This window comes from Paractinoplanes abujensis (assembly GCF_014204895.1).
Lineage (GTDB): Bacteria > Actinomycetota > Actinomycetes > Mycobacteriales > Micromonosporaceae > Actinoplanes > Actinoplanes abujensis.
The window spans coordinates 4,323,467-4,346,245 of record NZ_JACHMF010000001.1 but is presented as its reverse complement, the minus strand read 5'-3'; the positions used below and the strand labels follow the sequence as shown (position 1 = coordinate 4,346,245).

The following is a 22,779-nucleotide window of genomic DNA, read 5'->3' as shown; positions in this document are numbered from 1 at the left end:
TCAGCGCGGCCGCGGCCCGTCCGATGGGTATGACGTGGCCTCGTTGTCCCGGATGAGCAGATGGCGGCCGGTCTCGCGGCCCGCGGTCGTGCTGGTGTCGCTGGTGGTCGCCACACAGCTGCTGTCGCTGACCGAGCCCGCCGTGCGCCGCCCGATCCTGTACGGCTCGGTGCTGCTGCTCGACATGGCCGGCGTCTGGTTCAGCTTCCGGGCCGTGCGGCACAGCCCGTACCCGTGGAGCTGGCGGTTGATCGGCCTGGCCCGCGCCAGCGCTGTGGCCGCCTTCTTCGTGCTGCTCTGGTATCTGCAGGCGGGCCCCAGTGCCGCCTACTGGGCCGGCATCGGCCTGCGCGGGATGATGTTCGTGCTGCTCGCCGCGGCCGCGCTGGCCTACCGGCTGCCCGACATCCGCGGGCGCAGCCGATGGGCGTACCTGTCCGAGATCGTCATCGTGATGTCGGCGGGCGCGATGGCGGCCTGGTATTTCGTGATCGGCAAGGCGTTCGTCAGCGACACCCCGGCGATGGAGCTCAGCCGGATCCTCGGCTACGTCGTGGGTGACCTGCTCGTGCTCGCGGCCACCTGCGCGCTTCTGCTCGGCGGCGCGCTGCCGTACCTGTCGCACCCGACCACGCCGCTGGTCGCCGGGCTCGTGCTGCTGATGGTCACCGACATCGCCTGGAACGCCACCGACCTGCACAGCGACGCCCAGGCCGACGTGTGGCTGATCGGCCTGGGCATGGTCGGGGCGAGCCTGCTGCTCACGTTGTCGCCGATCGCCTCGGTCACCCGGAGCCGGCCCCGGGTGCCGCTGCACCGGCGGCCCGCCTGGTCGCAGCGGCTGGTGACGGCGTCGCTGCTGACCGGGGCGATGATGCTGATCGCGGTGACGGTCACCGAGAACGACATGTACCCGTGGGGTGGCCTGGTCATCTGCTTGCTGCTGATGGTGGCGGCCGTGATGGTGCACATGACCGTGTCGCTGCGCCAGACCCAGGACCTGGTCGTGGCCGACCCGCTGACCGGGCTGGCCAACCGCACCGGGCTGGAGGACGCGATCGCGATCGCCGCCCGCCGGGGCGAACCGGGGGCGCTGCTGCTGATCGACCTGGACGACTTCAAGCTGATCAACGACGCGTACGGGCACGCGGCCGGCGACACGGTGCTGACGGAATTCGGGCATCAGCTGCGGTCGGTCGTGCGGGCCAAGGACACGTGCGCGCGGATCGGCGGCGACGAATTCGCGGTTCTGCTCCCGGGCGATTCCGTGCCCGAGGTGGTGGCGCAGCGCATCCTGGCCTCGGTGGCGGACCATCCCGTACGGCTGGGGGAGGACACGGTCGTGATCCACGCCAGCATCGGCCTGACCGACGGGCAGCCCGGCGACACCACGAAGGAGCTGATGCGCCGGGCCGACCTGGCCATGTACGCGGCCAAGCGGGCCGGCGCGCACTCGTGGATGCGGCACGACCCGTCGATGGTGGACCGCCGGGCCATGGACGCGGCACTGGCCGACGACCTGACCGGCGCGGCCGCGCGCGGCGAGCTGTTCGTGCTCTACCAGCCGATCGTCACCATCGAGGGCGGGGCCGCGGCCGGGTACGAGGCGCTGGTGCGCTGGCGGCACCCCGTACGGGGAACGGTGGCGCCGCTGGACTTCATCCCGGTGGCCGAACGCACCGGCCTGATCTACGACATCGGGTTGCACGTGCTGGAACGCGCCTGCACCGACATGGCCGGCGTGCCCGGAAGCCCGTACGTGTCGGTCAATCTCTCGCCCCGCCAGCTGCAGACACCGTCGCTGGTGCACGACGTGCTGACGGTCGTGCGGCGGTCCGGACTCGCGCCGGACCGGCTCGTGCTGGAGGTGACCGAGTCGGCGATCGTGGACGAGCAGAGCGGCCTCGCCACCCTGCACGAACTGCGCTCGCACGGCATCCGTATCGCCGTCGACGACTTCGGCACCGGCTACTCGTCGCTGCACTACCTGACCCGGCTGCCGGTCGACATCCTCAAGATCGACCGGAGTTTCGTGGCCGAGCTCGACGGCACCCCGACCGGTGCCGCCATCGCCGAGGCCGTGATCCGGCTGGCCCAGGTGCTGCGGCTGCGCACGATCGCCGAGGGCATCGAGACCGCCGAGCAGGCCCGGGAACTGCTCGCCCTGGGCTGCCACACCGGGCAGGGCTACCTGTACTCGCCGCCGCGGCCGCTGGCGGAGGCGCTGACCGCAGAGACGCGTCGCCGCCAGGATCAGCCCGGCTAGCGGCCGCGACCGGTTGTGCGGCGGCCACGCGATCACGGTGGTGACCAGCGGGGCGTCGAGCAGGGTACGGTCACGATGTCGTCGCCGACCCGGCACAGCACCACGTCGACGGGCACCGCGCCCGGTTCGGCGGCGTACGCGCCCTCGAAGTCGTTCCTGAACGCGATCACGATCCAGTACGCCAAGGAGCGACAGGCCGATCGCCTGGTAGACGTCAGGGTTTGCGGCCGACCGCCGTCCAGATGTTGATGTCGGAACGCTCGGGGATGACCGCATCCGGTTCGGGCCGCCACTCGCTGGCCGGCACCACCCCCGGCTCCACCAGCTCGAGCCCGTCGAACAGGGCGGTGAACTCCTCGAGGGGCCGGGTCCACACGTCGGACTTGCCCTGCTCGACGAGTTGACGATAGATCGCCTGCTGCTCCGGGGTGCCGAAGTCGCTGGTGGCGTGCGTGGCGACCAGGTAGCTGCCCGAGGGCAGGGCGTCGAGCAGTTCGCGCACGATCGGCTGGGCCGCGCCGTCGCCGTGGATGAAATGCAGCACCGCGATCAGCATCAGCCCGACCGGCTGGCCGAGGTCGAGGGTCTCACGCAGCGCCGGGTTCTCCAGGATCGCCCGCGGGCTGTTCAGGTCGGCCTCGATATAAGCCGTACGGCCCTCGGGGCTGCTGTTGAGCAAGGCCCGCGCGTGCACCATGACCAGCGGATCGTTGTCGACGTAGACGATCCGCGCGTCGGGGATGATCCGCTGCGCCACCTCGTGGGTGTTGTCGGCCGTGGGCAGCCCGGTGCCGATGTCGAGGAACTGGCTGATGCCGGCCTCGGCGGCCAGGAACCGGGTGGCCCGCTGCAGCAGCGCGCGGTTGGCCAGCGCACCGTCGCGGACCTTGGGGAACAGCTTCTCGAGGGCGTCACCCGAGGCCCGGTCGGCGGCGAAATTGTCCTTGCCGCCCAGCCAGTAGTTGTATCGCCGCGCCGGGTGCGGCACGTTGGGGTCGAGACCGGCCGGGGCGGGGCTGCTGTGATCCACAGCGGAACAATAGCGCCGACTACCCAGCGTCGTCACGCACGTCCATAGTAGAGCGACGGACGGGCCTCCACCCCGCGGTGGCGCCCCCAGCAGGACGACCCCCGCATCTCGACGTGGTGTGCGGCGTCGCGATCAAATAGGGCATGACACGAACGGCCGTCATCACCGGCGGCATGAGCGGGCTGGGCGCCGCCGCGGCCGCCCGCCTGACCGCCGACGGCATCCGGGTGCTCACCCTCGACCTCGCCGACGGCGCTGACCTGCACGCCGACGTGGCCGACCCCGAGGCCGTACGGGCCGCCGCGGCCACCACCGGGCCGGTCGACATCCTGGTCAACTCGGCCGGCATCGTCGGCCCCAACGCCCCGCTGTGGCAGGTGCCGGCCGACGGCTGGGCGCGCACGTTCGCGGTCAACGTGACCGGCACCTTCAACACCTGCCGGGCCTGGGTGCCCGGCATGATCGAACGCGGCTGGGGCCGGATCGTCAACCTGGCCAGCATCGCCGGCAAGGACGGCAACCCGAACATGTCGCCCTACTCGGCGTCCAAGGCCGCGGTCATCGCGCTCACCAAATCCCTGGGCAAGGAACTGGCCACCACCGGCGTGCTGGCCAACGCGATCGCCCCCGCCGTCATCGCCACCCCCATGAACGCCGACACCGACCCGGCCGCCCTCGGCCACATCACCGGCCTGATCCCGATGCGCCGGGTCGGCCGGGCCGAGGAAGTGGCCGAACTGATCGCCTGGCTCGCCTCCGACAAGGTCAGTTTCTCGACCGGCGCCGTCTACGACATCAGCGGCGGCCGCGCCGTCTACTGAACGATTGTGCGAAACCGTCCGCCGCTTATCGCTTTTCCGACGCGACGCTGTAACGGTCTTGTTCGCGGTGCTGTGATGACCCCCGAGGAGGTCCTTATGGCACCCACGATTATTTACGTTCATGGCAACGGCAACCAGATCGCGGCCGACCGGCTGCGCTCGGAATGGGATCACGCGCTTTTCGGCCGGGATCTCGGGACGGCCTCGCGGATGGCCTACTGGGCCCGGCTGCGCTACGCCGCACCCCGCGGCGAGGCGGCCGGGCTCGAAGCGGCCGCCGCGGCCGACCCAGCGCAGATGTTCCTCAGCCCCGAAGCTTTCGCCGACGACGTGCTGGGCGAGGCCCGGCAGGACCAGGGCCTCGCCGCGGAGGCCGCCGGCGACGACCAGCAGCTCAAGAAATGGCTGCTCAGGATGGTCTACACCGCCGACGCGCTGGCCAACGGCGAGGCCGGCGGCCCGGTCACCGAGGCGCTGCCGCTGCCCCGCCGGCTGCGCCTCGCCGCGTTCCGGGCCCTGGTCAAGAACGCGTTCACCGACGTGTACGCGTACTTCTTCGGCGGCATGCGCGACCCCATGCGCACGGTCGTCGAGGACGCCCTGAAGAACGCGGGCGCCCCGCTCGTGGTCGTCGGGCACAGCCTCGGCACCATCGTGGCCTACGAGGCATTGCGCAGAGTCGGTTCGCAGGCCGACGTCAGACTTTTCGTCACCGCCGGATCGCCGCTCGGCGTCCGGGAAGTACAAGACCTTCTGCAAGAACCGCTGCGCGTTCCCGACGGCGTACGGGAATGGCGAAACGTGAATGACGCGCTCGATCTCGTCGCTCTCGATCACCGGATCCGGCCCGAATACGCACCGGCCGAACGATGCACCGATTTCATTGTGAGCAACGGCAGCGACAACCATCACGGCATCGGCGAATATCTGGCCACCGCGCCCATCCGCGACGCGATCCGGCCGGTCTTCACCGGTGAGACGGCGCCGATCACCACCGGCGGCGGGCTGCGCTCGGTCAGCAAACCGGTCACGCCGGTCGTCGTGCCGGAAGCCGGGCCCGCGGCCGAGGCGCCGGTCGCCACCACGGGCAGCACCGGCACCGAGCCGGACGAGCCGTCACGCTCGGCGGCAGTCCTGGTCGGCAAGGGTAAAAGCGCACCACTGCGCCGGGCGGCGATCGCGGAGACGGTGATCGGCCCCACCGACGAACGGGTCCGCATCTTCGACACGCACCTGTCGCCGTGGCGGATGATCTGCTCGCTGCGGCTGACCGGCCCCAGCGGCGCGGGCGCGATCGGCACCGGCTGGTTCATCGGCCCGCGCACCGTGCTCACCGCCGGGCACTGCGTCTTCAGCAACCACTTCTTCGGCGGCTGGGCCAGCCAGATCCAGGTCATCCCCGGCCGCAACGGCCCCGGCGACTCCCCGATCTCGACCCCGTTCGGCCGGGTCAGCAGCACCAACTTCTCGTCGGTGAGTCAATGGGTCGAGACCGAGGACCCCGACTACGACATCGGCTGCGTGCACCTGGCCGAAGACCAGGACCTGGGGAATCAGGTCGGCTGGTTCTCGCTGGCCGCGCCGTCCGCCGACGACCTCGCCGGGTTCCTGGTGAACATCTCCGGCTACCCGGCCGACCGCGGCGCCGGACAGGAACAGTACTTCGCCCGCAACCGGGTGCTGCGGGTCACCGAACGCCGGATCTTCTACGAGGTCGACACGTTCGGCGGGCAGAGCGGGGCGCCGGTCTGGATCCACGAGGACGAGAACGCGCCGCCGCGGGCAGTCGGCGTGCACGCGTACGGTACGGGAGGGACGCCCACGGATCTGGGCATCACCGCGAACTCGGCGCCCCGCATCACCCCCGAGGTGCTGGAGACGCTGGCCGAGTGGGTACGACAGGACGGCGGATGGCCGCAGACATAACTCCCTACACGGGGCGCGTCGTCGACGCCGGCGGCGCGCCCGTGGCCCACGCCGCGGTCGTCGTCGTGTCAGCCACCGTCCCGATCCCGGAGCTGGCCCTGCTCAGCGGGCCCGACGGGCGGTTCACGCTGCGCCTGCCCCCGGGCCGCTTCACGCTGCGCGCCCAAGGCGAACCCGGCAGCGGCGAAGCGAGCCTCGACACCACCGGGGCGGCGAACCTCGGCACCACCGGGGCCGCCGCTGACGTGGTCATCCAGGTCGGCTGATCGGTGGCAGGCCGAACAGCGGGAACAGGCCGGGGTCGAGAAACGACGTGATCGCGGCGACCCGGCCGCCCCGCGGCTCCAGCAAGGTGATCGACCACGCCTCGTGCACCGCCCCGGCCGTCTCGCCCAGATAGAACGCGACCGCCGGGACGCCGTTGGCCGTCACCAGCCGCCACTGCCAGCTCGGGCAGAGCGTCATCGGCACCGCCTGCGCGAACGCGGTGACGGCCCCGACACCGGCGTACCAGTGGGCCAGCGGCGGCATCGCCCACGTGACGTCGCGGGTCAGCAACGCCACGAACCCGTCCAGATCGCCCGCCGCCAGCGTGGCGGCGAACCGACCGGCGAGCCGCCGCGCCTGCGGGTCGTTGACCGGCGCACCCCCACGGGCGACGACCCGGCGGGCCCGCGCCAGCGCCGAATTCACCGACGTGACCGAGGTGCGCATCATCCCGGCGATCTCGGCCGCGCTGAAACCGAGCACCTCGAACAGCAGCAGCGCCGCCCGCTGATTGCCCGGCAGACGCTGCAGCGCGGCCACGAACGCCAGCTCGACGGCTTCCCGCTGCTCCGCCACCGCGTACGGGGTCAGCCACGCGACCTCGGCCCGCGGCGGCGAGTCCAGCACCGGATGATCACTGGCCGGACCCAGGTCGGCCGGCAACGCGCGCCGCCCCCGCGCCTCCGACAGGTCGAGACAGACCCGGGTCGCCACCGCGTACAGCCAGGCCCGCAGCGAACCGCGGCCGGCGAACCCGCCCAGCCCGCGCCACGCCTTGACCAGCGTCTCCTGCAGAGCGTCATCGGCGTCGTGAACCGAACCCAGCATCCGGTAGCAGTGCGCGTGCAGCTCACGGCGCACCGGCTCGACCAGCCGGGCGAACGCCTGCTCGTCACCGTCGCGGGCCAGGATCAGGTCGTCGGAGATTTGCGGCACAGCGACGATTCTGGCCCGGCCCGGCCGTCACATCCACCGAACCCGTCCTGTGCCGACAACCCCGGGAGCCGTACGAGATGAGCCGCACCGACAAATGGGCGCCGCTACGCGCCGAATACGCCGCCCTGGCCGGCGACCTGGCCGCACTGGACGACGCCCAATGGGCAAAACAGTCACTGTGCGGCGAATGGACCGTCGAAGAGGTGACCGCGCACCTGACCGCCGCCTGCAGCCTGAGCCTGGCCCGCTGGCTGGGCAGCATGATCGGCGCCCGCTTCGACGCCGACGAACACAACCGGCGCCGGTTGGCCGAGTTCCGCGGCACCACACCCACCGCGACCCTGACCCGCTTCCGAACGGCCGGCGCGCAGGCCAAAGGCCCAAGCGGACACGTCGACGCCTGGCTGGGCGAGGTCGTGGTGCACGGACAGGACATCCGGCGGCCGCTCGGACTGGGCCGCACCCCGGACGGTGCGGTCGTCGAACGGGTGGCCCGCTTCTACGCAAGCCGCAACTTCGCCGTACCCACCAAGACGGCCGCCGCCGGCCTGCGCCTGAAGGCAACCGACGGCCCGTTCGCAGTAGGCGACGGCCCACTGGCCACCGGGACGACCCTGGCGCTGACCATGGCCATGGCGGGGCGGGCCACCTACTGCGACGACCTCACCGGGCCGGGCGCTGAGATCCTGCGCTCCCGCATCACCTGACCAACGTCACGCGGCGGCCACCACTGCCTCCCCGCGACCACCGCGTGGCCAGCTTCGCGCAGCCGTCGTGCGGCCGCCGTGCGGGGCTGTGTCAACGTGGCCGCCCGGTGCGCAGCTTCGCGCGTCTTATGCGCATTGGTCGCGCAGTCACTTGCGCGCGGGGGTGTGCGTTGGTCGCGCGGTGGTACTTCTCGCGTCCACCGCGTGGCCGGCTCTGCGCGGCCACCGTGGGGCTGGGTCGATGTGGCCGCCCGTAGCGCATCTCCGCCCGTCTTCGCCCGTTCTTGCATCTTCGCGCGTTGGGTGCTTGGTGTGTTGTGCGAGGGTGCGCATTGGTGTGTGTCGGTCGCGCGGTCGCTTGTGGGTGGGGTTGTGTGGCGGCCGCGTGATCGGGTGTGCGCAGTGTTTTACGCGGCGGCTCGGTGTGGGCGGGTGCGCAGGAACGACTCCAGGCCGGCCAGGTCGTCGGTGTTGATGTGGTCGACGTTGGCTGCTACCAGTTCGCGCCAGATGGCGTTGCGGGCCGGGCTGGGCACGTCGGGTGTTGCCCAGAAGCGGACTCGCTGGTGGTTCGCGTGGGCGTCGCGGACGAAAGCGCGCAGCTTCGCGCGTTCGGCTGCCGGGAACTCGCCGATGCCCTGCCAGGTGAACAAGTTCGTCCAGTTGTCGCTGATCAGCGGGATGAACGACGCCGGGGCGCCCGAGTTGAGGTCGGCCGCGCGGCCGTCGTAGAACGCGTACCGGCGGGTCTGCGACTGCATCAGCTCGCGCGGGCGGTCACCGCTGACGACCACCGTGACCGCGTCCTTCGCGACCTTGCCCCGGGCGTACGTGGAAAGCATTTCCTTGTAGCGGCGCAGCACCCGGTCCAGCTCGGTGTAGGTGGCGGCGCCGGTGTTCTTGATGTCCACGAGCAGCTGCAGGGAGATGTCGCTGCCCCGGTAGACCCGGCCGTGGTTGGCTCGCACCCGCTGGGCCAGCGGGTCCAGGTAGAGGCTCTGCAGTGTGCGGCCGGGCACGACGTCTTCGGGGTCGTGTGCGACCAGCAGTTCGCCGCCGACCAGATAGATGTCGGCCTCGACGCTGGTGAAGCCGTGCGACAGCGCGTCGAGGAGGGGACGCTCGTGCTCGTAGTCGTTGTGGGCGTGCGCGCGGGCCAGCGGGCGGACCCCGTGGCGGTCACCGGCCTGAGCGGCGGACGGCGCGAGAACCAGCATCGCGCACACGGCGGCGATGAGGGCGAGGGCTCGTCGAGTCATGCGCCCGACCCTAGGAGCAAATCGTAAATCGTCAATGAATCGGGGCCGAACGCTAAGCTCGCGGACCATGGCGACGAACGCGCGCATCAAACCCGTCGAGAAGGCCACGAACCGTACGTGGGACGAATGGTTGGCCTTCATGGACGGCATCGGCGCCCGCGAGCTCGACCACAAGCAGATCGCGCTGGCCGTCCATCACGAGCTCGACGGCACGGGGGTGGAGCCGCTGGGCTGGTGGACGCAGGCCGTGACGGTCGCCTACGAGCAGTTCATCGGGCGGCGCATCCCCGGGCAGCGGCCCGACGGCACCTTCCAGATGAGCGTCAGCAAGTCGACCACGATGGGCATGCAGGAGCTGATGAACGCGTGGGCCGCCTATGCGCCGGCCGACCCCTACGTGACCGGGCTGCTCGCCGCCGACGCCACCCCGAGGATCAGCGGCACCGACCGCCGGATCACGTGGCGGGTCAATGCCGCCGACGGCTCCCAGATCATCGTGACCAGCGAACCCAAACCGAACGGGACGGCCTCGATCGTCGCGGCTCAGCTGGGCTTGGCCACCCCCAAGCTCAACGACCAGGCCCGGGCGGGCTGGGCGGCCGTCGTCAAGCGTTTCCTGACGTCGTGAGCATGCCGAGCAGAGCCACCGCGTCGGCGCTGGGGGAATCGGGCTCGGGGGAGTAGACCGCCAGCTCCTGACCGTCGGTCCCCCGTACGGAGAAGGTCTGCACCCGCAGCGTGAGCCGGCCCACCTCGGGGTGGTGCAACGTCTTGAGGTCGAGGCTTTTGCCCCGCGCGTCGTGCCGGCGCCACAACTCGGCGAACTCCTCGCTGCCCTCCAGCAGCTCGGACAGCACGGCCCGGACGCGCGGATGGTCAGGCGCCTTGCCCAGTTGCATGCGGAACCCGGCCACCGAGTTGGCGGCCACCGTCGGCCAGTCGGCGTAGAACTCGCGCGCCCGCGGCTCGGTGAAGACGGCCAGCATCAGATTGCGCGGCAGCCCGGCGAACAACGCCTCGCCCAGCGGGTTGGCGGCCAGGATGTCGTAGGCCCGGTTGTAGACCAGGGCAGGAGTCGCCGGCCAGGCCGCCATCAGCTGCACCAGGGCCGGATCGACGCGGTCGGCGCCGTAAGCCGCGCGGGCCGTCGGGGCCAGCCCGGCCAGCCGGAACAGGTGGGCCCGCCCGTCGTCGTCGAGCCGCAGAGCCACGGCCAGGGTCTCGGCCACCTGCGCCGACGGGTTGCGCTCGCGACCCTGCTCGAGTCGCACGTAATAGTCGACGCTGACCCCGGCCAGCTGCGCCACCTCTTCGCGGCGCAGCCCGGCCACGCGACGATCGCCGTGCTCGGGCAGCCCGACCTGCGCGGGTCGCACGGCGGCGCGGCGTTTGCGGAGGAAGTCTCCGAGCTCGGTGGTGGGCATGCGTCCACGGTAGGCCGGGGGCGGCCGGTCTGCCTGGTCCTGTCATGCCCACCCAGGGTGGTTGCATTGCACCCTTCCTGACCGGGACGCTTCCGCGCACGGTCGAAGACATGACCGACACCCAGAAAATCATCCTGATCACCGGCGCCAGCAGCGGCATCGGCGCGGCCACCGCCCAGCGCCTGGCCGCAGCGGGCCACATCGTCGTGGCCGGGGCCCGCCGCCCGATTGAGCCGGCCGAACGCCTGGAACCGGCTCGCCTCGACGTCACCGACCGCGCCTCGGCCACCGCCTTCGTCCAAGACGCCGTCGACCGCCACGGCCGCGTCGACGTGCTGATCGCCAACGCGGGCGTGATGCCGCTGTCCCGCCTGGACGCGCTGCTGGTCGACGAGTGGGACCGCATGATCGACGTCAACGTGCGCGGCCTGCTCCACAGCATCGCCGCCGCTCTGCCGGTGTTCCGCCGCCAGGGCAGCGGCCACCTGATCACCACCGCCTCGGTCGGCGCGCACGAGGTCGTCCCCACGTCGGCGATCTATTCGGCCACCAAGCACGCCGCGTGGGCGATCACCGAGGGCCTGCGCCAGGAGTCGGACCCGGGCCTGCGGGTCACCACGATCACCCCGGGCGTCACCGAGAGCGAGCTGGCCGGGCAGATCAGCGACCCGTACGCCCGTGACGCCATGGTCGAATACCGCCGCGACACCATCCCGGCCGACGCGATCGCCCGCGCCATCCAGTTCGCGATCGACCAGCCCGCCGACGTCGACGTCAACGAGATCATCGTCCGGCCCACACGCCAGCGCCCACCGGCGTGACCGGCCGGCCGGAGGATGCGGCGCACTGATCGCCCGTGCCCGCCGCGCGTTCCTGTGGGGTGGCCGGCCACGGTCGCTCACAGAGGCCCCGCGTCTGGTGCCGGCGGCAATCGGACCCGGACGGTAGGTTCCTAGCCTCCTAGGATGTAGAGGACCAGCGCACCTGGCCTGCGTGCACGGCAAGACGACGCCGGCACGGTTCGGGGCGGCCTGCGGCCGAGCCGGCAACGCGCGGCGGCCTCGGATAACAGGCGGCGGTCTCGGACAACAGGCGGCGGCCTCGGACAGGCGGCGGGCTCGGACAACGCGCGGCGGCCTCGGACAGGCGGCGGGCTCGGACAACGCGCGGCGGGCTCGGACAACAGGCGGCGGGCTCGGACAGGAGGCGGGCTCGGACAACGCGCGGCGGGCTCGGACAACGCGCGGCGGGCTCGGACAACGCGCGGCAGGCTCGGACAACAGGCGGCAGGCGCGGGCGCGAGGCGGCGGGCCTGGGCACGAGGCGGCGGACCTGAGGACGAGGCGGCGGGCACGGGCGCGAGGCGGCGGGCACAGGCACGGTGCGGCGGGCTCGGACGCAAGACGGTGAGCTCGGGCACGGGGCGGCGAGCTCGGGCACGGGGCGGCGAGCTCGGACGCGAGGCGGCGGGCACGTGATCGAGACGCCGACCCCGTTCTCCATAGGGGGAAAGTCGGACAAATCACTCCGTCCTCGCCGTTCGTTGCGGTAGCGTTTTTCCGCCCATCGGGCGATAGGCGCGCGACCAGGGATTGCGCCGGGGTGGGCGTCGGGCGTTACGTGAGCGCTACGGACGGGGAGGTGCGAGCAGAGGGCTGCGGATGTTGAAGACAGTGATCGCCCGGAACCTCGACACCGGGATCACGACGGTACGTCTGGGCGGCGAACTGTCGGTGGCCACGGTTCCGGAGGTGGGCACCGCGATCGCCAAGGTCGCCGCGGAGTGCCCGGCCGCTGTGATCGTCGACCTGGCCGGGCTCCGGCACGAGGCCGATGCGCTGCTCGGTGTGTTCGCCACGATGACGCATGACGCCCAGCTGCATTGGGGTGTGCCGGTGCTGCTGTGTGGGGCGGCTCCCGGCGTACGGGATGGTCTCGGCGCCTTCCGCACCTATGTGGCGCTCTATGAGGACAGCTCCCAGGCGGCGCTCGCGGTGAACGCCAACGTGCCCCGCTGGGTGCGCCGCCATCTGCTGCCCGAGCCGGCCAGTGCGGCCGCCGCCCGCAACGTCACCGGTGAGGCCTGTCTGACCTGGGGTCTGCCGCATCTGCGGGGCCCGGCCCGGCTGATCGCCAATGAGCTGGCGGCCAACGCGATCGTGCACGCGGCGTGCGAGTTCGACTTGACCGTCGTCCACACCGGGCGTTATTTGCGGGTCGGCGTGCAGGACGCGGTCGCGGCGATGCCCCGGCCGCCCGGGGGACCGCCCGTGACCAGCACGCTGATGCGGCCGGGGTCGGGGCGCGGGCTGCGCATCGTGGGTGCGGCGGCCACGCACTGGGGTGCCACGCCTGTGCCCGGCGGCAAGGTCGTCTGGGCGCTGATCGAGTAGGACGCTCTTCACAGTTGTTGCTACAAGCCGAGGCGTCGTGCGATTGTTGTAGCTTCAACTAATGGAGGGATCGTCATGGGCATCGGACCGGTGCGGCTCAACCACGCCGTGCTCTTCGTGGCCGACCTGGCGCGCGCCGAGCAGTTCTACACCGACGTGTTCGGCATGGTCGTCGCCGCCCGCGAACCGCGCGCCAACGCCGCGTTCCTGCGCCTGCCCCGCTCGGGCAACCACCACGACCTGGGCCTGTTCGGCGTCGGCCCGACCGCCCCGCCCAAGCAGCGCGGCGGCGTCGGCCTGTACCACCTGGCCTGGCAGGTCGACACGATCGACGAGCTCGAACAGGCCCGCCGGACCCTGGCCGAGGCGGGCGCCTACAGCGGCGAGTCCAGCCACGGCGCCACCAAGAGCGTCTACGGCGCCGACCCCGACGGCAACGAGTTCGAGATCATGTGGATGCTGCCCCGCGCCGACTGGGGCGAATACGAGAACGCGGCCCCCGTCGACCGTCTCGACCTGGCCGCCGAGGTCGCCCGGTGGAGCGGCGTCAGCACGGCCGGTTCGCGGTGAACCCGCCCGTCGTCGCCCTCGCGGGCTCCTCCGATCCCGCGGCCCCGCTGGTCGTCCTGCTGCACGGCCGCGGCTCCCACGAGCAGGAGATCCTCACCCTGAGCGAGCATCTTCCGCTTGCTTTCTCGTACGCTGCGGTCCGCGCACCCATCGCCGAAGGCGGCGGCTTCGCCTGGTTCGCCAACCGCGGCATCGGCCGTCCCGTGGCGGCCTCGCTGCGCTCCACCATGGACTGGTTCCGGACCTGGCTCGACTCGTACGCCCCCGGGGGCCGGCCCGTGATCCTGGCCGGGTTCAGCGGCGGGGCCGCCTTCGCGGGCGGTCTGCTGCTCGACGACCCCGCCCGGTACGCCGGGGCGGCCATCCTCTACGGCACGCTGCCGTTCGACGCGGGCGTGCCGGTGGTGGCCGATCGGCTGGCCGGGGTGCCGGTGCTGGTCGCGCAGGGGACGCGGGACACGGTCATCCCGCGTGAACTGCTCGACCGTACGTGGGACTACGTGCACGACGAGTCCGGCGCCGTGGTGACCGCCCGCCGCGACCCGGCCGGGCACGGGCTAACCGCGCCGGTGGTGCGGGCTCTCGGCGACTGGCTCGCGACCGTCTGACCGCGAAGTCGCCGTCGGCTATGGTGACGGCATGGGTTGCTTCGCCTGCATGCAGATTCGCTCCGCCGCCTGACGGCGGTCCCGCGGTCGTTCTGATCGCGGTCTCGTACCGCCGGATCGGTGTCCGCCGGCAGCCTCGTCGCGCTGCCGGGTCATCCCGCGTGATCCGGGGAGCCAACTGTGTCGCAGCATCACCCGTCCAACCCCTCGTCGACCTTCCTCGAACAAGGGGTGCCTGTTTCCGGGCGCCTGGCGATGTCCGTCCGGGCGGCGGGAGCTGCCGGCCGGGAATGGCTGGCCGAGCTGCCCGCCCTGCTGGACGGTCTGGCCGCCGACTGGGCGATCACCGTCGGAGCCCGGCTCGACGGGGGACGAGCCGCCTACGTCGCCGAGGTGATGACCCGTGACGGCGTACCGGCCGTTCTCAAGGTGGCGATCCCGCCCGTCGGCGAGCGCGAGCTGACTGCCCTGCAGCTTGCGGGTGGGGACCCGTACGTGGGTCTGCTCCGGCACGACGCCGCCCGCGGGGCGCTGCTGCTGGAACGGCTCGGCCCGCCGCTGGCCGCCCTCGGCTGGCCGGCGGCGCGTCAGTTGGAGCTGCTGGCACGCACCGCGGCTCGGGGCTGGCGGCCGGCCCGGGGGCTTCCGACCTGGACCGAAGCGGCCCGCTGGCACGCGGACTTCGTCCCGGCCACGTGGGAGAAACTCGGGCGGCCGTGCTCGGCGGCGGCCGTCGACCTGGCCGTTCGTTGCGCGCACCTGCGGGAGGCCGCCTTCGACCCGGCCCGCGCGGGGCTCGTGCACGGGGATGTGCACGCCCTCAACGCCTTGCAGCGGGTGCCCGGCGGCGGGGATCTCCGGCTGGTCGACCCGCTCGGGCTCGTCTCGGAGCCGGCACACGACCTGGGCGTCATCCTGGCTCGCGGCGTGCCGGAGTGGCGCGACGAATTCGTGGCCGACGAGCCGGGGCGGGCGCTGCTCGAGGTGATCGGCAGCTGCCGCCGGTTCGGCCGGCTCACCGGGGTGGAACCGGAGGCTGTGTGGCAGTGGGCGTCTGTCGAGCTGGTATCGACCGGTCTGCACGTCCTCAGCCTCGGCGACCGGGGGGAGGGGCAGGCTTTCCTCACAGTGGCCGACAAGCTGACCGGAGCTGGAGCTGGAGCTGGAGCCGGAGCTGGAGCCGGAGCCGGAGCCAGGGCCGCGGCCGGAGCCGGAGCCGCGGCCGGAGTCGTAGCCGGAGCCAGAGCCGCAGCCGAAGCCGCAGCCGGGATCACAGCCGCAGCCGCGGCCGGAGTCGGCGGCGGGGTTGCGCACGTGTCCGAGTCGGCGCCGCCGCCCGCCGGGGAGCCCGGTCCCGGTCCCCGGCCGCGGCTTTTTCTGATGGTGGGGTTGCCGGCCGCGGGCAAGACCACCCGGGCCAAGGAGCTGGCCGCCGAGCATCGGGCGCTGCGGCTGACGCCCGACGAGTGGATGGTCGCGCTGTTCGACGGGGTGCAGCCCGACGGCAAGCGGGACCTGGTGGAGGGCCGGCTCATCACGGTGGCCCTGCAGGCGCTGCGGCTGGGCACCAGCGTCGTGCTCGACTTCGGACTGTGGTCGCGTGACGAACGGGAGGCCCTGCGCCGTTTGGGGGAGGAGGCGGGTGCGGTGTGCGAAGTGGTTTATCTGCCCGTCGACCGGGCAACCCAGCGCGCCCGGGCCGCCCACCGCCAGGCTACGGCGCCGCACACCACATTTCCGATGACGGAGGCCGACCTGGATCATTGGCGCACCCTGTTCGAGGCGCCGGGAGAGGCGCCGGGAGAGGCGCCGGGAGAGGCGCGGGAGCTGCCGCCGGGGTGGGCTCAGGCCCGCTGGCCGTCACTGGAGGTGACCGCATGACGACCAATTTGCACGGAGTGCAACGCTGCATTTAGTGTAATTAATATGGTGGTCAACGCGGATCGGCGGGCGGCGCTGAAGGCTCGGCACCGCCGGGCGATTCTCGACGCGGCCAAGGCCCTCATCGACGAGGGTGGCGCCGCGCGGTTCAGTGTGGACCAGCTGGCCGAGCGGGCCGACGTGTCCCGGCGGACGATCTTCAACCACTTCGCCTCGATCGACGACGTGGTGACCACCGCCTGCACCGAGGTGCTCGGCGTGGTCATCGACGCCTTCCGCCGGCAGGTCAGCGCGAGCGCCGCCGAAGCCGGCAGCCGGGCCGAGATGTTCGAGGTCGTGTCGGCGGCCCTGCGCGCGACCGACGTGCCGGGCATCATCGCGTTCCTGTGGCAGGCGCTCGGCGGGTTCAGCTCCGACGATCCGCGGCCGCAGCAGATCTTCCAAGCGACCTTCTCCCGTACGACGGAAGAACTCGCCCGGGAACTCGCGGAGCGGCACGCCGGTCGGGACCCGCTGGAGGCCGAACTGCTGGTCAGCTCGCTGATGCACGGCACCGAAGTGATCGCTCACCACTGGCTGGCCGACACCGGCGCCACCGTCGACGAGAGATCTCGCGCTCACTGGCACGACCTGCTCGATCGTTTGATCGACAGCATCCGTACCGGTTACTGACAGCCCCCCGAACGAGAAGACCGGATCAATGGCTGAACTGCTGTACCGCCTGGGCCGCTTCTGCGCCCGCCGCGCCTGGACCGTCCTGATCGCCTGGCTCGTCATCCTGGGCCTGTCCGTCACCGGCTACTTCGCGTTCGGCGGGGTGCTGTCGTCGCAGGTGACCATTCCGGGCACCGCCACCGAGGAGGTCTCGGGCAAGCTGGCCGAACGGTTCCCGAGCGCGAGCGGCGGCACCGGCGCGGTCGTGTTCCACACCACCGACGGCTCGCCGTTCACGGCCGAGCAGCGTACGGGCATCACCGAGGTCCTTGTCAGCACGCGCGACCTGGACGGGGTGGCCACCACTGTGGACCCGTTCGCCACCGCGGGGCAGCTGGCCGAGCAGCGCGCGCAGATCGACGACGGCCGCAAGAAACTCGACGCCGGCCGCGAACAGGTCGCCGCCCTGCCCGCCGCGCAACGGGAGGTGGCCGAGCGGCAGCTGGCGGCGCAGGCCACCACCCTCGACCAGTCGCAGCAGCTCATCGACATGTCGGCCCAGGTCCGTACGGTCTCGGAGGACAACACGGCCGCCGTCGCGCAGGTCGTCTTCACCGAGGCCCGGCTCGACGTCACCCCCGAGACCAAGGAGAGCGTGGTCGCACACGTCGGCGCGGGCGTGCCGGCGGGGGTCGAGGCCGAGTTCTCCAACGACCTCACGCAAGGTGTGCCCGAGATCCTCGGCGTGGGCGAGGTGGCCGGCGTGGTGATCGCGGCCATCACCCTGATGATCATGCTGGGGGCGATCGTCGCGGCCGCCCTGCCGATCGTCAGTGCCCTGGTCGGGGTGGGTATCGGCGTCACCGCGGCGCTGTCGCTGAGCGGCGTCGTGGAGATGCTCTCGATCACCCCGGTGCTGGGCGTCATGCTCGGGCTGGCCGTCGGCATCGACTACTGCCTGTTCATCCTCAATCGGCACCGGCGGCAGCTGCTCGACGGCGTGGAGCTGCACGAATCGATCGGGCTGGCCAACGGCACCTCCGGCAACGCGGTCGTCTTCGCCGGCTCGACCGTGCTGGTGGCCCTGCTCGCGCTCAACGTCACCGGCATCGGCTTCCTGGGCCTGATGGGCACGGTCGGCGCGATCTGCGTCGCCGTCTCGGTGCTGCTGGCCGTCAGTTTCACCCCGGCCCTGCTGTCGCTGCTGGGCACCCGGATCCTGAGCCGCAAGGCCCGCGGGACCATCGGGCACACCCGTCACCGCCTGGGCCCCAACGCGCCGATGAGCACCGGCCGGGCGGTCCTGACCGTGATCGGCGGCCTGGCCGTCCTGCTGGTGATCGCCGTGCCCGCCCTGTCGATGCGGCTGGGCCTGCCCGACGGCAGCTCCGAGGCGATGAGTTCGACGCAGTACCAGGCGTACAAGGTGATCGAGGACAAGTTCGGCGCGGGCGTCAACGGGCCGCTGCTCGTGGTGGCCGACAACCCGCAGCCCGTCACGGAGCAGGCCCGCGTGGTCGGCGAGCAGGTGCGCATCGCCGACGTGCTGCTCGCGCAGGAGGGCGTGGTCGCGGTCGCGCCGATCGGGCAGTCCGAGGACAAGACGCTGTTCGCGTTCCAAGTGATCCCCGAGGACGGGCCGTCCAGCTCGTCGACCGAGCAGCTCGTGCGTGACCTGCGCGATCTGTCGCCGCTGCCCACCGACGTACGGCTCGGGGTGGCCGGCAGCGCCAGCGGCAACATCGACATCTCCGAGCAGCTGGCCGACGCCCTGCCCCGCTATCTCGGGCTGGTGCTGGGCCTGTCGCTGATCATTCTGATCTTCGTGTTCCGGTCGATACTGGTGCCGCTGACCGCCACGCTGGGCTTCATCCTGTCGCTGTTCGCCACGTTCGGCGGCCTCACCGCGATCTTCCAGTGGGGCTGGCTGGGCGGCATCTTCGGCGTGCACGACCCCAACCCGGTGCTCAGCTTCCTGCCCACGATCCTGATCGGCATCCTGTTCGGGCTGGCCATGGACTATCAGCTGTTCCTGGTGTCGGGCATGCGCGAGGCGTACGCCCACGGCGCGCCGGCCCGGCTCGCCGTGCGGCAGGGTGTGCACGCCGGCCGTACGGTGGTCGTCGCGGCCGCCATCATCATGATCGCGGTGTTCGGCGGGTTCATCTTCTCCAACACGGCGATCATCCGGTCGCTCGGTTTCGGGCTGGCCTTCGGCGTGCTGACCGATGCTTTCCTCGTACGGATGTTGCTCATCCCGGCCGTCATGCACCTGCTCGGCCGGTCGGCGTGGTGGATCCCGCGCTGGCTGGACCGGGTGCTGCCCGACGTCGACGTGGAGGGCGCCGCGCTCGAACGCAACCACCCGGCCGCCGCGCCTGGCACTCTTGACCGGTGAGCACCTCGACCTGGCCCCGGCTGCGCGTGGCCGACTGGACCGACACGCGCGACACGCTGCACATGTGGACGCAGATCGTCGGCAAGGTGCGGATGGCGTACGCGCCGCCGGTGAACCACTGGTGGCACGTCACGCTGTATCCGACCGCGCGCGGTTTGAGCACGTCGGCCGTCCCGTACGAGGAAGGAACTTTCGACATCGAGTTCGACCTCGTCGAGCATCGGCTGCGCATCCGGACCAGTGACGGCCGGGCCGCCGCCGTGCCGCTGGCCCCCGTATCGGTGGCGGCCTTCCACGCCGAGACCATGAAGGCGCTGGCCACGCTCGGTCTCGAGCCGAGCATTCACGCCGTGCCGAACGAGGTCGAGTCGGCCATCCCGTTCGCGGAGGACGAGACCCACTGCTCGTACGACGGTGAGGCCGCGCAGCTGTTCTGGCGGCAGCTGCTGCAGGCGCAGCGGGTGTTCGAGCGCTTCCGGTCCGAGTTCGTGGGCAAGGCCAGCCCGGTGCACTTCTTCTGGGGTGCGATGGACCTGGCCTACACGCGCTTCTCCGGGCGGCAGGCCCCGACACATCCCGGCGGCGCGCCCAACTGCCCGCCGTGGGTGATGCAGGAGGGCTACTCGCACGAGCTGGCCAGTTTCGGTTTCTGGCCGGGCGGTGGCGACGAGGGCGCTTTTTACGCGTACGCGTATCCGGAGCCCGCGGGTTACGCCGAGCGCACCGCCGCCTACTACGATCCGGACCTGCGCGAATGCGTGCTGCCCTACGAGACCGTGGCCGGCTCCGCCGACCCCGACGAGACCCTGCTGACGTTCCTGCGCTCGACGTACCTGGCCGCCGCCGACCTGGCCGACTGGGACCGGCCCCAGCTGGAAGCCCTGCGGTAGACGACCCGGACCACCGGCTTTCCCGGCGTCAGTCCGGGGTGACCAGTCCCTGCAGGCCGACCACGATGGCGATCAGGCCGAAAACGGCGAGCAGCAGGGCGGGTGGCTCGCGGCGTTCGGTCAGCCGGTCCCACAGCAGCGCCACGCCGACGAGGATGCCGACCACCTCGAAGTGAAAGACGCGGGGCCCGTCGAAGAGGTGCACAAGCAGGTAGAAGCCACCCGCCACGAGCGCCACCACGCCGACGACCCACCCGAACGGCGCCACCCGGTCGGCGGCGCGGCCCAGGCTGTCGCCGGCTCGTGGCACGCGGCGCAGCAGCGAGATGGCGAGCAGGAACCCGCCGACGATAGTGGCGAGGTCGAGAAGCAAGGCCATGATCACGCCGCTCGATATACCCGGGAGCGCTCCCAACGGAAACCCCGCGGGCGCGCGGCTACTTCGAGACCACGTACCGGGCGTGAACGGCGTCCGGGGAGCGGTAGACCTTGACCACCTCGACGTTGGTCCCACCCCAGGCGCCGGCCGCGTCGTCCATGCCCCGGCCGACGACACCCGGCCCCGATCGTCGCGACCAACCGGGCGGGGAGCCCGACCTCATCGCCCGGGCTCGGGTTTGGCCTTCTGGGGATAGAACGTCTCGTGCCGGGCCAGCATGGCGACGAACTCGCCGATCTTGCGTTCGCGGGTCTCGGCCCGTTTGACGGCGTTGAGGCGATAGATCATCGCGAAGCGGTTGGTCTTGGTCAGCACGTCGAACATGGCCTGCGCGGCCGGGACGGCGGCGATCGCGGCCAGCAGGTCGTCGGGCACCTCGGCCACCGACGGCGGGGCGTAGGCCGCTGCCCACCGCCCGTCCGCCTTCGCCGCCTCCACGGCGGCGCGGCCCGCGGGCAGCATCCGCCCCTCCGTCTCGAGCCGGGCCACGTGTGAGACGTTGCGCTGCGACCACGCGCCCCGGGGCCGGCGGGGCGTCAGCCGGATCCACGAGATCGATTCGTCGCCCTTGCGAGCCTGACCGTCGATCCACCCGACGCACAGCGCCTCGTCGACGGCCTGCTGCCAGGTCAGCGTGGTGACCGTTCCGCCCTTGCGGCCCAGCGCGAGCCACACCCCGGGGGAAGTCTCGTGGTTTTCCACCAACCACACCCGCAACGCCTCGGCGTCGGCTACCACCAATTCGTCCAACTCACGACCGGCCATGACGGGAGGCTAACCGGGCCCCCTGACATTTCCGTCCTCGGCCTGCTCCGGCCGGAGGCAGCGGTCACCGGCCTTCCGGGACAAGTCCTCCACGGATCCTCTGGAGGACGAAGCCCGGCAAGTCCCGGGTCGGCAAGTCGACCGGAAGACGTACGCCGGTGAGCCGCTCGGCCAGGGCGAGCCCGGCCGCCTGATAGTCGGCGTCGTCGCGGCCGAACGGCAGGTCCTCGAGGTAAGCGTCGCAGCAACGAGCAGCACGGCCGGGACCTCGTGATGCCGGGACCGGCTGAGCCGCTCGTAGAAGTCGGGCGTCGGGTCGGACCAGGCGCGGTCGGCCGGGCTCCCTGGGTCGCGACGACCGAGCCCGCGCCCGCCGCCAGGAACGACTGGCTACTCGCCCGGGGCGGAGCCGATGATCACGAAGGTGGCGCCGGTCTTGAGGCGCATCATGGTCAGGGTTACCTGGCGGGGCCACCAGCGGGTCGGCTCGCGCCAGGCGCATTCGACGATCGTGGACTCGGGGTTGTCGGTGCAGGGGCCGAGCTGCTCCCAGTGGTCGAGCTGGGTGGCCACGATCTTCCGGGACTGCAGCCACGGCGAGCCGGTTGGCACGGTGTACGTGCGTACGGTGGCCTCGCCGCGGTCGTTGCGCATGCTGCGCGAGATGATGGCGGCCCGGTCGGCCACGTCTTTCTCGTAGTCCGGCGGCGTGGCCGCCCCGGCGGGCGGGCTGATCACCCGCGCCTCGCCCGCGGCCCGCCACCGGACGAGGCCGAGCGCGGCCACCACCACGACCGTGACCAGCACCAGCCCGGCTGCCGCGGCCACCAGCCGCCGTCTTCCGATCCGCACATGCGGAGTCTAGGCAGCGCGCACCACCACGTGGTCCGGCCGGATCTCGCCCACCATCGCGAACCCGGCGCGGTCCACGTCGCAGCAGAGCGGCAGGTCGGGGGTGAGGTCGACGCGTTCGGGCGGCGGGTAGCGCAGTGATTTGCGGGCGTGTTCGGCGGCGCCTTGCCGGATGCCGGCGATCAGGTCGGCCCGGTCCGGTGCGGCGCCGTCGAGAAGTTGGCTCAGGTGGCGCGCGCAGGCCCAGTCCTCGGCGGTCCGGCCGGTGCACAGAACGGTCCACGGGTGGCCGGGGTGGTTGGCCTTGATCCAGCGGGCGGTGGCCGCGACGTTGACCGCGGCCGCCGCGAGCAGCGCCGCCGGCTGCGGGCAGCGGGCCAGCCCGCGCGTGCCGTTGGAGGTGGCCTGGATCAGCCGCCGCCCGTCGACGTGGGCCGCCGCCATGTCGGCCGGGGAGTTGCCGAGGTCGAAATCGGGGGGTTTGAGCCCGCCGACCTCACCGATCAGCAGCCGGTCGGGGTGCCGGCCCCGCAGCTCGCGCCCGGCCTCGGCCGTCGCCGCGCACGCGATCTCCGCGGCCCCGCGTTCGAGCGCGAGCGCGGCGGTGGTGAAGGCCCGGATCACGTCGATGACGACGACAACCCGGCCGGCCGGGATCTCCGCATCCATACCCACGATCGACACGACCCGATG

At 71.7% G+C, this 22,779-nt stretch carries 23 protein-coding genes; 14 read left to right on the top strand and 9 right to left on the bottom strand.

Features of this window, described 5'->3' with window-relative positions; translation table 11 throughout:
- Nucleotides 1-52: 52 nt before the first annotated feature.
- Complete coding sequence (locus BKA14_RS19505) at nt 53-2,266, top strand: putative bifunctional diguanylate cyclase/phosphodiesterase (RefSeq protein WP_184952361.1); 2,214 nt, start codon at nt 53-55, stop codon at nt 2,264-2,266.
- Between the two features lie 32 nt (nt 2,267-2,298).
- On the opposite strand, the gene BKA14_RS19500 is transcribed toward BKA14_RS19505, so the two are convergent.
- Together BKA14_RS19500 and BKA14_RS19495 are read right to left on the bottom strand one after the other, a co-directional pair.
- Nucleotides 2,299-2,451, bottom strand: a complete 153-nt coding sequence (locus BKA14_RS19500) for a hypothetical protein (RefSeq protein WP_184952360.1) — start codon at nt 2,449-2,451, stop codon at nt 2,299-2,301.
- A 29-nt stretch (nt 2,452-2,480) separates the two neighbouring features.
- Complete coding sequence (locus tag BKA14_RS19495) at nt 2,481-3,296, bottom strand: SAM-dependent methyltransferase (protein ID WP_184952359.1); 816 nt, start codon at nt 3,294-3,296, stop codon at nt 2,481-2,483.
- Nucleotides 3,297-3,439: 143 nt separating this feature from the next.
- Between BKA14_RS19495 and BKA14_RS19490 the strand changes: the two genes are divergently transcribed.
- The 3 genes from BKA14_RS19490 to BKA14_RS19480 all read left to right on the top strand — a co-directional run bounded on the left by BKA14_RS19490 (nt 3,440) and on the right by BKA14_RS19480 (nt 6,309).
- Nucleotides 3,440-4,117, top strand: a complete 678-nt coding sequence (locus BKA14_RS19490) for an SDR family oxidoreductase (protein ID WP_184952358.1) — start codon at nt 3,440-3,442, stop codon at nt 4,115-4,117.
- A 96-nt stretch (nt 4,118-4,213) separates the two neighbouring features.
- Complete coding sequence (locus BKA14_RS19485; RefSeq protein WP_184952357.1) at nt 4,214-6,043, top strand: trypsin-like serine peptidase; 1,830 nt, start codon at nt 4,214-4,216, stop codon at nt 6,041-6,043.
- Nucleotides 6,028-6,309 carry a carboxypeptidase regulatory-like domain-containing protein gene (locus BKA14_RS19480; RefSeq protein WP_184952356.1) on the top strand — a complete coding sequence of 94 codons (282 nt, stop codon included), beginning with the start codon at nt 6,028-6,030 and terminating at the stop codon, nt 6,307-6,309. Before BKA14_RS19485 ends, BKA14_RS19480 begins: the two co-directional genes overlap by 16 nt.
- Here BKA14_RS19480 and BKA14_RS19475 read toward each other — a convergent pair.
- Nucleotides 6,293-7,246: an RNA polymerase subunit sigma-70 gene (locus BKA14_RS19475; RefSeq protein WP_184952355.1), complete on the bottom strand. Its 954-nt coding sequence runs from the start codon at nt 7,244-7,246 to the stop codon at nt 6,293-6,295. The genes BKA14_RS19480 and BKA14_RS19475 overlap by 17 nt on opposite strands.
- 77 nt (nt 7,247-7,323) lie before the next feature.
- On the opposite strand from BKA14_RS19475, the gene BKA14_RS19470 reads away from it, so the two are divergent.
- The gene (locus BKA14_RS19470) at nt 7,324-7,953 is read left to right on the top strand and encodes a maleylpyruvate isomerase family mycothiol-dependent enzyme (protein WP_184952354.1); all 630 of its coding nucleotides are present in this window, start codon (nt 7,324-7,326) and stop codon (nt 7,951-7,953) included.
- Nucleotides 7,954-8,360: 407 nt separating this feature from the next.
- Here the strand turns inward: BKA14_RS19470 and BKA14_RS19465 are convergent, their stop codons facing one another.
- Entirely contained in the window at nt 8,361-9,212 is an 852-nt protein-coding gene (locus BKA14_RS19465; RefSeq protein ID WP_438861891.1) for a phosphatidylinositol-specific phospholipase C/glycerophosphodiester phosphodiesterase family protein, read from the bottom strand.
- Between the two features lie 67 nt (nt 9,213-9,279).
- On the opposite strand from BKA14_RS19465, the gene BKA14_RS19460 reads away from it, so the two are divergent.
- Nucleotides 9,280-9,840 carry a hypothetical protein gene (locus tag BKA14_RS19460; protein ID WP_184952353.1) on the top strand — a complete coding sequence of 187 codons (561 nt, stop codon included), beginning with the start codon at nt 9,280-9,282 and terminating at the stop codon, nt 9,838-9,840.
- Here the strand turns inward: BKA14_RS19460 and BKA14_RS19455 are convergent.
- Entirely contained in the window at nt 9,818-10,636 is an 819-nt protein-coding gene (locus tag BKA14_RS19455; RefSeq protein ID WP_184952352.1) for a helix-turn-helix transcriptional regulator, read from the bottom strand. The two genes, BKA14_RS19460 and BKA14_RS19455, sit on opposite strands and share 23 nt — an antisense overlap.
- A gap of 110 nt (nt 10,637-10,746) precedes the next feature.
- Between BKA14_RS19455 and BKA14_RS19450 the strand changes: the two genes are divergently transcribed.
- The 8 genes from BKA14_RS19450 (at nt 10,747) to BKA14_RS19415 (ending at nt 20,030) form a co-directional block, all read left to right on the top strand.
- Entirely contained in the window at nt 10,747-11,457 is a 711-nt protein-coding gene (locus BKA14_RS19450; RefSeq protein WP_184952351.1) for an SDR family oxidoreductase, read from the top strand.
- Between the two features lie 840 nt (nt 11,458-12,297).
- Entirely contained in the window at nt 12,298-13,029 is a 732-nt protein-coding gene (locus BKA14_RS19445; RefSeq protein WP_184952350.1) for an ATP-binding protein, read from the top strand.
- Nucleotides 13,030-13,104: 75 nt separating this feature from the next.
- On the top strand, nt 13,105-13,599 hold the full coding sequence (locus BKA14_RS19440) for a VOC family protein (protein ID WP_184952349.1): 495 nt from the start codon (nt 13,105-13,107) through the stop codon (nt 13,597-13,599).
- Nucleotides 13,566-14,207 carry an alpha/beta hydrolase gene (locus tag BKA14_RS19435; RefSeq protein WP_203722409.1) on the top strand — a complete coding sequence of 214 codons (642 nt, stop codon included), beginning with the start codon at nt 13,566-13,568 and terminating at the stop codon, nt 14,205-14,207. The genes BKA14_RS19440 and BKA14_RS19435 overlap by 34 nt, the downstream gene beginning before the upstream one ends.
- Before the next feature lie 180 nt (nt 14,208-14,387).
- Complete coding sequence (locus BKA14_RS45135; protein WP_184952348.1) at nt 14,388-16,088, top strand: AAA family ATPase; 1,701 nt, start codon at nt 14,388-14,390, stop codon at nt 16,086-16,088.
- A gap of 45 nt (nt 16,089-16,133) precedes the next feature.
- On the top strand, nt 16,134-16,760 hold the full coding sequence (locus tag BKA14_RS19425; protein ID WP_184952347.1) for a TetR/AcrR family transcriptional regulator: 627 nt from the start codon (nt 16,134-16,136) through the stop codon (nt 16,758-16,760).
- Between the two features lie 28 nt (nt 16,761-16,788).
- Entirely contained in the window at nt 16,789-19,140 is a 2,352-nt protein-coding gene (locus BKA14_RS19420) for an MMPL family transporter (protein ID WP_184952346.1), read from the top strand.
- The gene (locus BKA14_RS19415; RefSeq protein ID WP_184952345.1) at nt 19,137-20,030 is read left to right on the top strand and encodes a DUF5996 family protein; all 894 of its coding nucleotides are present in this window, start codon (nt 19,137-19,139) and stop codon (nt 20,028-20,030) included. The genes BKA14_RS19420 and BKA14_RS19415 overlap by 4 nt, the downstream gene beginning before the upstream one ends.
- Before the next feature lie 28 nt (nt 20,031-20,058).
- Here the strand turns inward: BKA14_RS19415 and BKA14_RS19410 are convergent, their stop codons facing one another.
- The 4 genes from BKA14_RS19410 to BKA14_RS19395 all read right to left on the bottom strand — a co-directional run bounded on the left by BKA14_RS19410 (nt 20,059) and on the right by BKA14_RS19395 (nt 22,770).
- Complete coding sequence (locus BKA14_RS19410; RefSeq protein WP_221477840.1) at nt 20,059-20,409, bottom strand: hypothetical protein; 351 nt, start codon at nt 20,407-20,409, stop codon at nt 20,059-20,061.
- A gap of 219 nt (nt 20,410-20,628) precedes the next feature.
- Complete coding sequence (locus BKA14_RS19405; RefSeq protein WP_184952343.1) at nt 20,629-21,234, bottom strand: YdeI/OmpD-associated family protein; 606 nt, start codon at nt 21,232-21,234, stop codon at nt 20,629-20,631.
- A 390-nt stretch (nt 21,235-21,624) separates the two neighbouring features.
- Nucleotides 21,625-22,086, bottom strand: coding sequence for a hypothetical protein (locus tag BKA14_RS19400; protein ID WP_184952342.1), 462 nt, complete (start codon nt 22,084-22,086; stop codon nt 21,625-21,627).
- Nucleotides 22,087-22,095: 9 nt separating this feature from the next.
- Nucleotides 22,096-22,770, bottom strand: a complete 675-nt coding sequence (locus tag BKA14_RS19395) for a 2-phosphosulfolactate phosphatase (protein WP_184952341.1) — start codon at nt 22,768-22,770, stop codon at nt 22,096-22,098.
- Between the last annotated feature and the right edge of the window lie 9 nt (nt 22,771-22,779).

Bases quoted from the DNA above. Each gene is read 5' to 3' on its own strand.
- BKA14_RS19505 (WP_184952361.1), top strand. From the start codon at position 53: ATGAGCAGATGGCGGCCGGTCTCGCGGCCCGCGGTCGTGCTGGTGTCG.
- BKA14_RS19490 (WP_184952358.1), top strand. From the start codon at position 3,440: ATGACACGAACGGCCGTCATCACCGGCGGCATGAGCGGGCTGGGCGCC.
- BKA14_RS19485 (WP_184952357.1), top strand. From the start codon at position 4,214: ATGGCACCCACGATTATTTACGTTCATGGCAACGGCAACCAGATCGCG.
- BKA14_RS19480 (WP_184952356.1), top strand. From the start codon at position 6,028: ATGGCCGCAGACATAACTCCCTACACGGGGCGCGTCGTCGACGCCGGC.
- BKA14_RS19470 (WP_184952354.1), top strand. From the start codon at position 7,324: ATGAGCCGCACCGACAAATGGGCGCCGCTACGCGCCGAATACGCCGCC.
- BKA14_RS19465 (WP_438861891.1), bottom strand. From the start codon at position 9,212: ATGACTCGACGAGCCCTCGCCCTCATCGCCGCCGTGTGCGCGATGCTG.
- BKA14_RS19460 (WP_184952353.1), top strand. From the start codon at position 9,280: ATGGCGACGAACGCGCGCATCAAACCCGTCGAGAAGGCCACGAACCGT.
- BKA14_RS19455 (WP_184952352.1), bottom strand. From the start codon at position 10,636: ATGCCCACCACCGAGCTCGGAGACTTCCTCCGCAAACGCCGCGCCGCC.
- BKA14_RS19450 (WP_184952351.1), top strand. From the start codon at position 10,747: ATGACCGACACCCAGAAAATCATCCTGATCACCGGCGCCAGCAGCGGC.
- BKA14_RS19445 (WP_184952350.1), top strand. From the start codon at position 12,298: ATGTTGAAGACAGTGATCGCCCGGAACCTCGACACCGGGATCACGACG.
- BKA14_RS19440 (WP_184952349.1), top strand. From the start codon at position 13,105: ATGGGCATCGGACCGGTGCGGCTCAACCACGCCGTGCTCTTCGTGGCC.
- BKA14_RS19425 (WP_184952347.1), top strand. From the start codon at position 16,134: ATGGTGGTCAACGCGGATCGGCGGGCGGCGCTGAAGGCTCGGCACCGC.
- BKA14_RS19420 (WP_184952346.1), top strand. From the start codon at position 16,789: ATGGCTGAACTGCTGTACCGCCTGGGCCGCTTCTGCGCCCGCCGCGCC.
- BKA14_RS19410 (WP_221477840.1), bottom strand. From the start codon at position 20,409: ATGGCCTTGCTTCTCGACCTCGCCACTATCGTCGGCGGGTTCCTGCTC.
- BKA14_RS19405 (WP_184952343.1), bottom strand. From the start codon at position 21,234: ATGGCCGGTCGTGAGTTGGACGAATTGGTGGTAGCCGACGCCGAGGCG.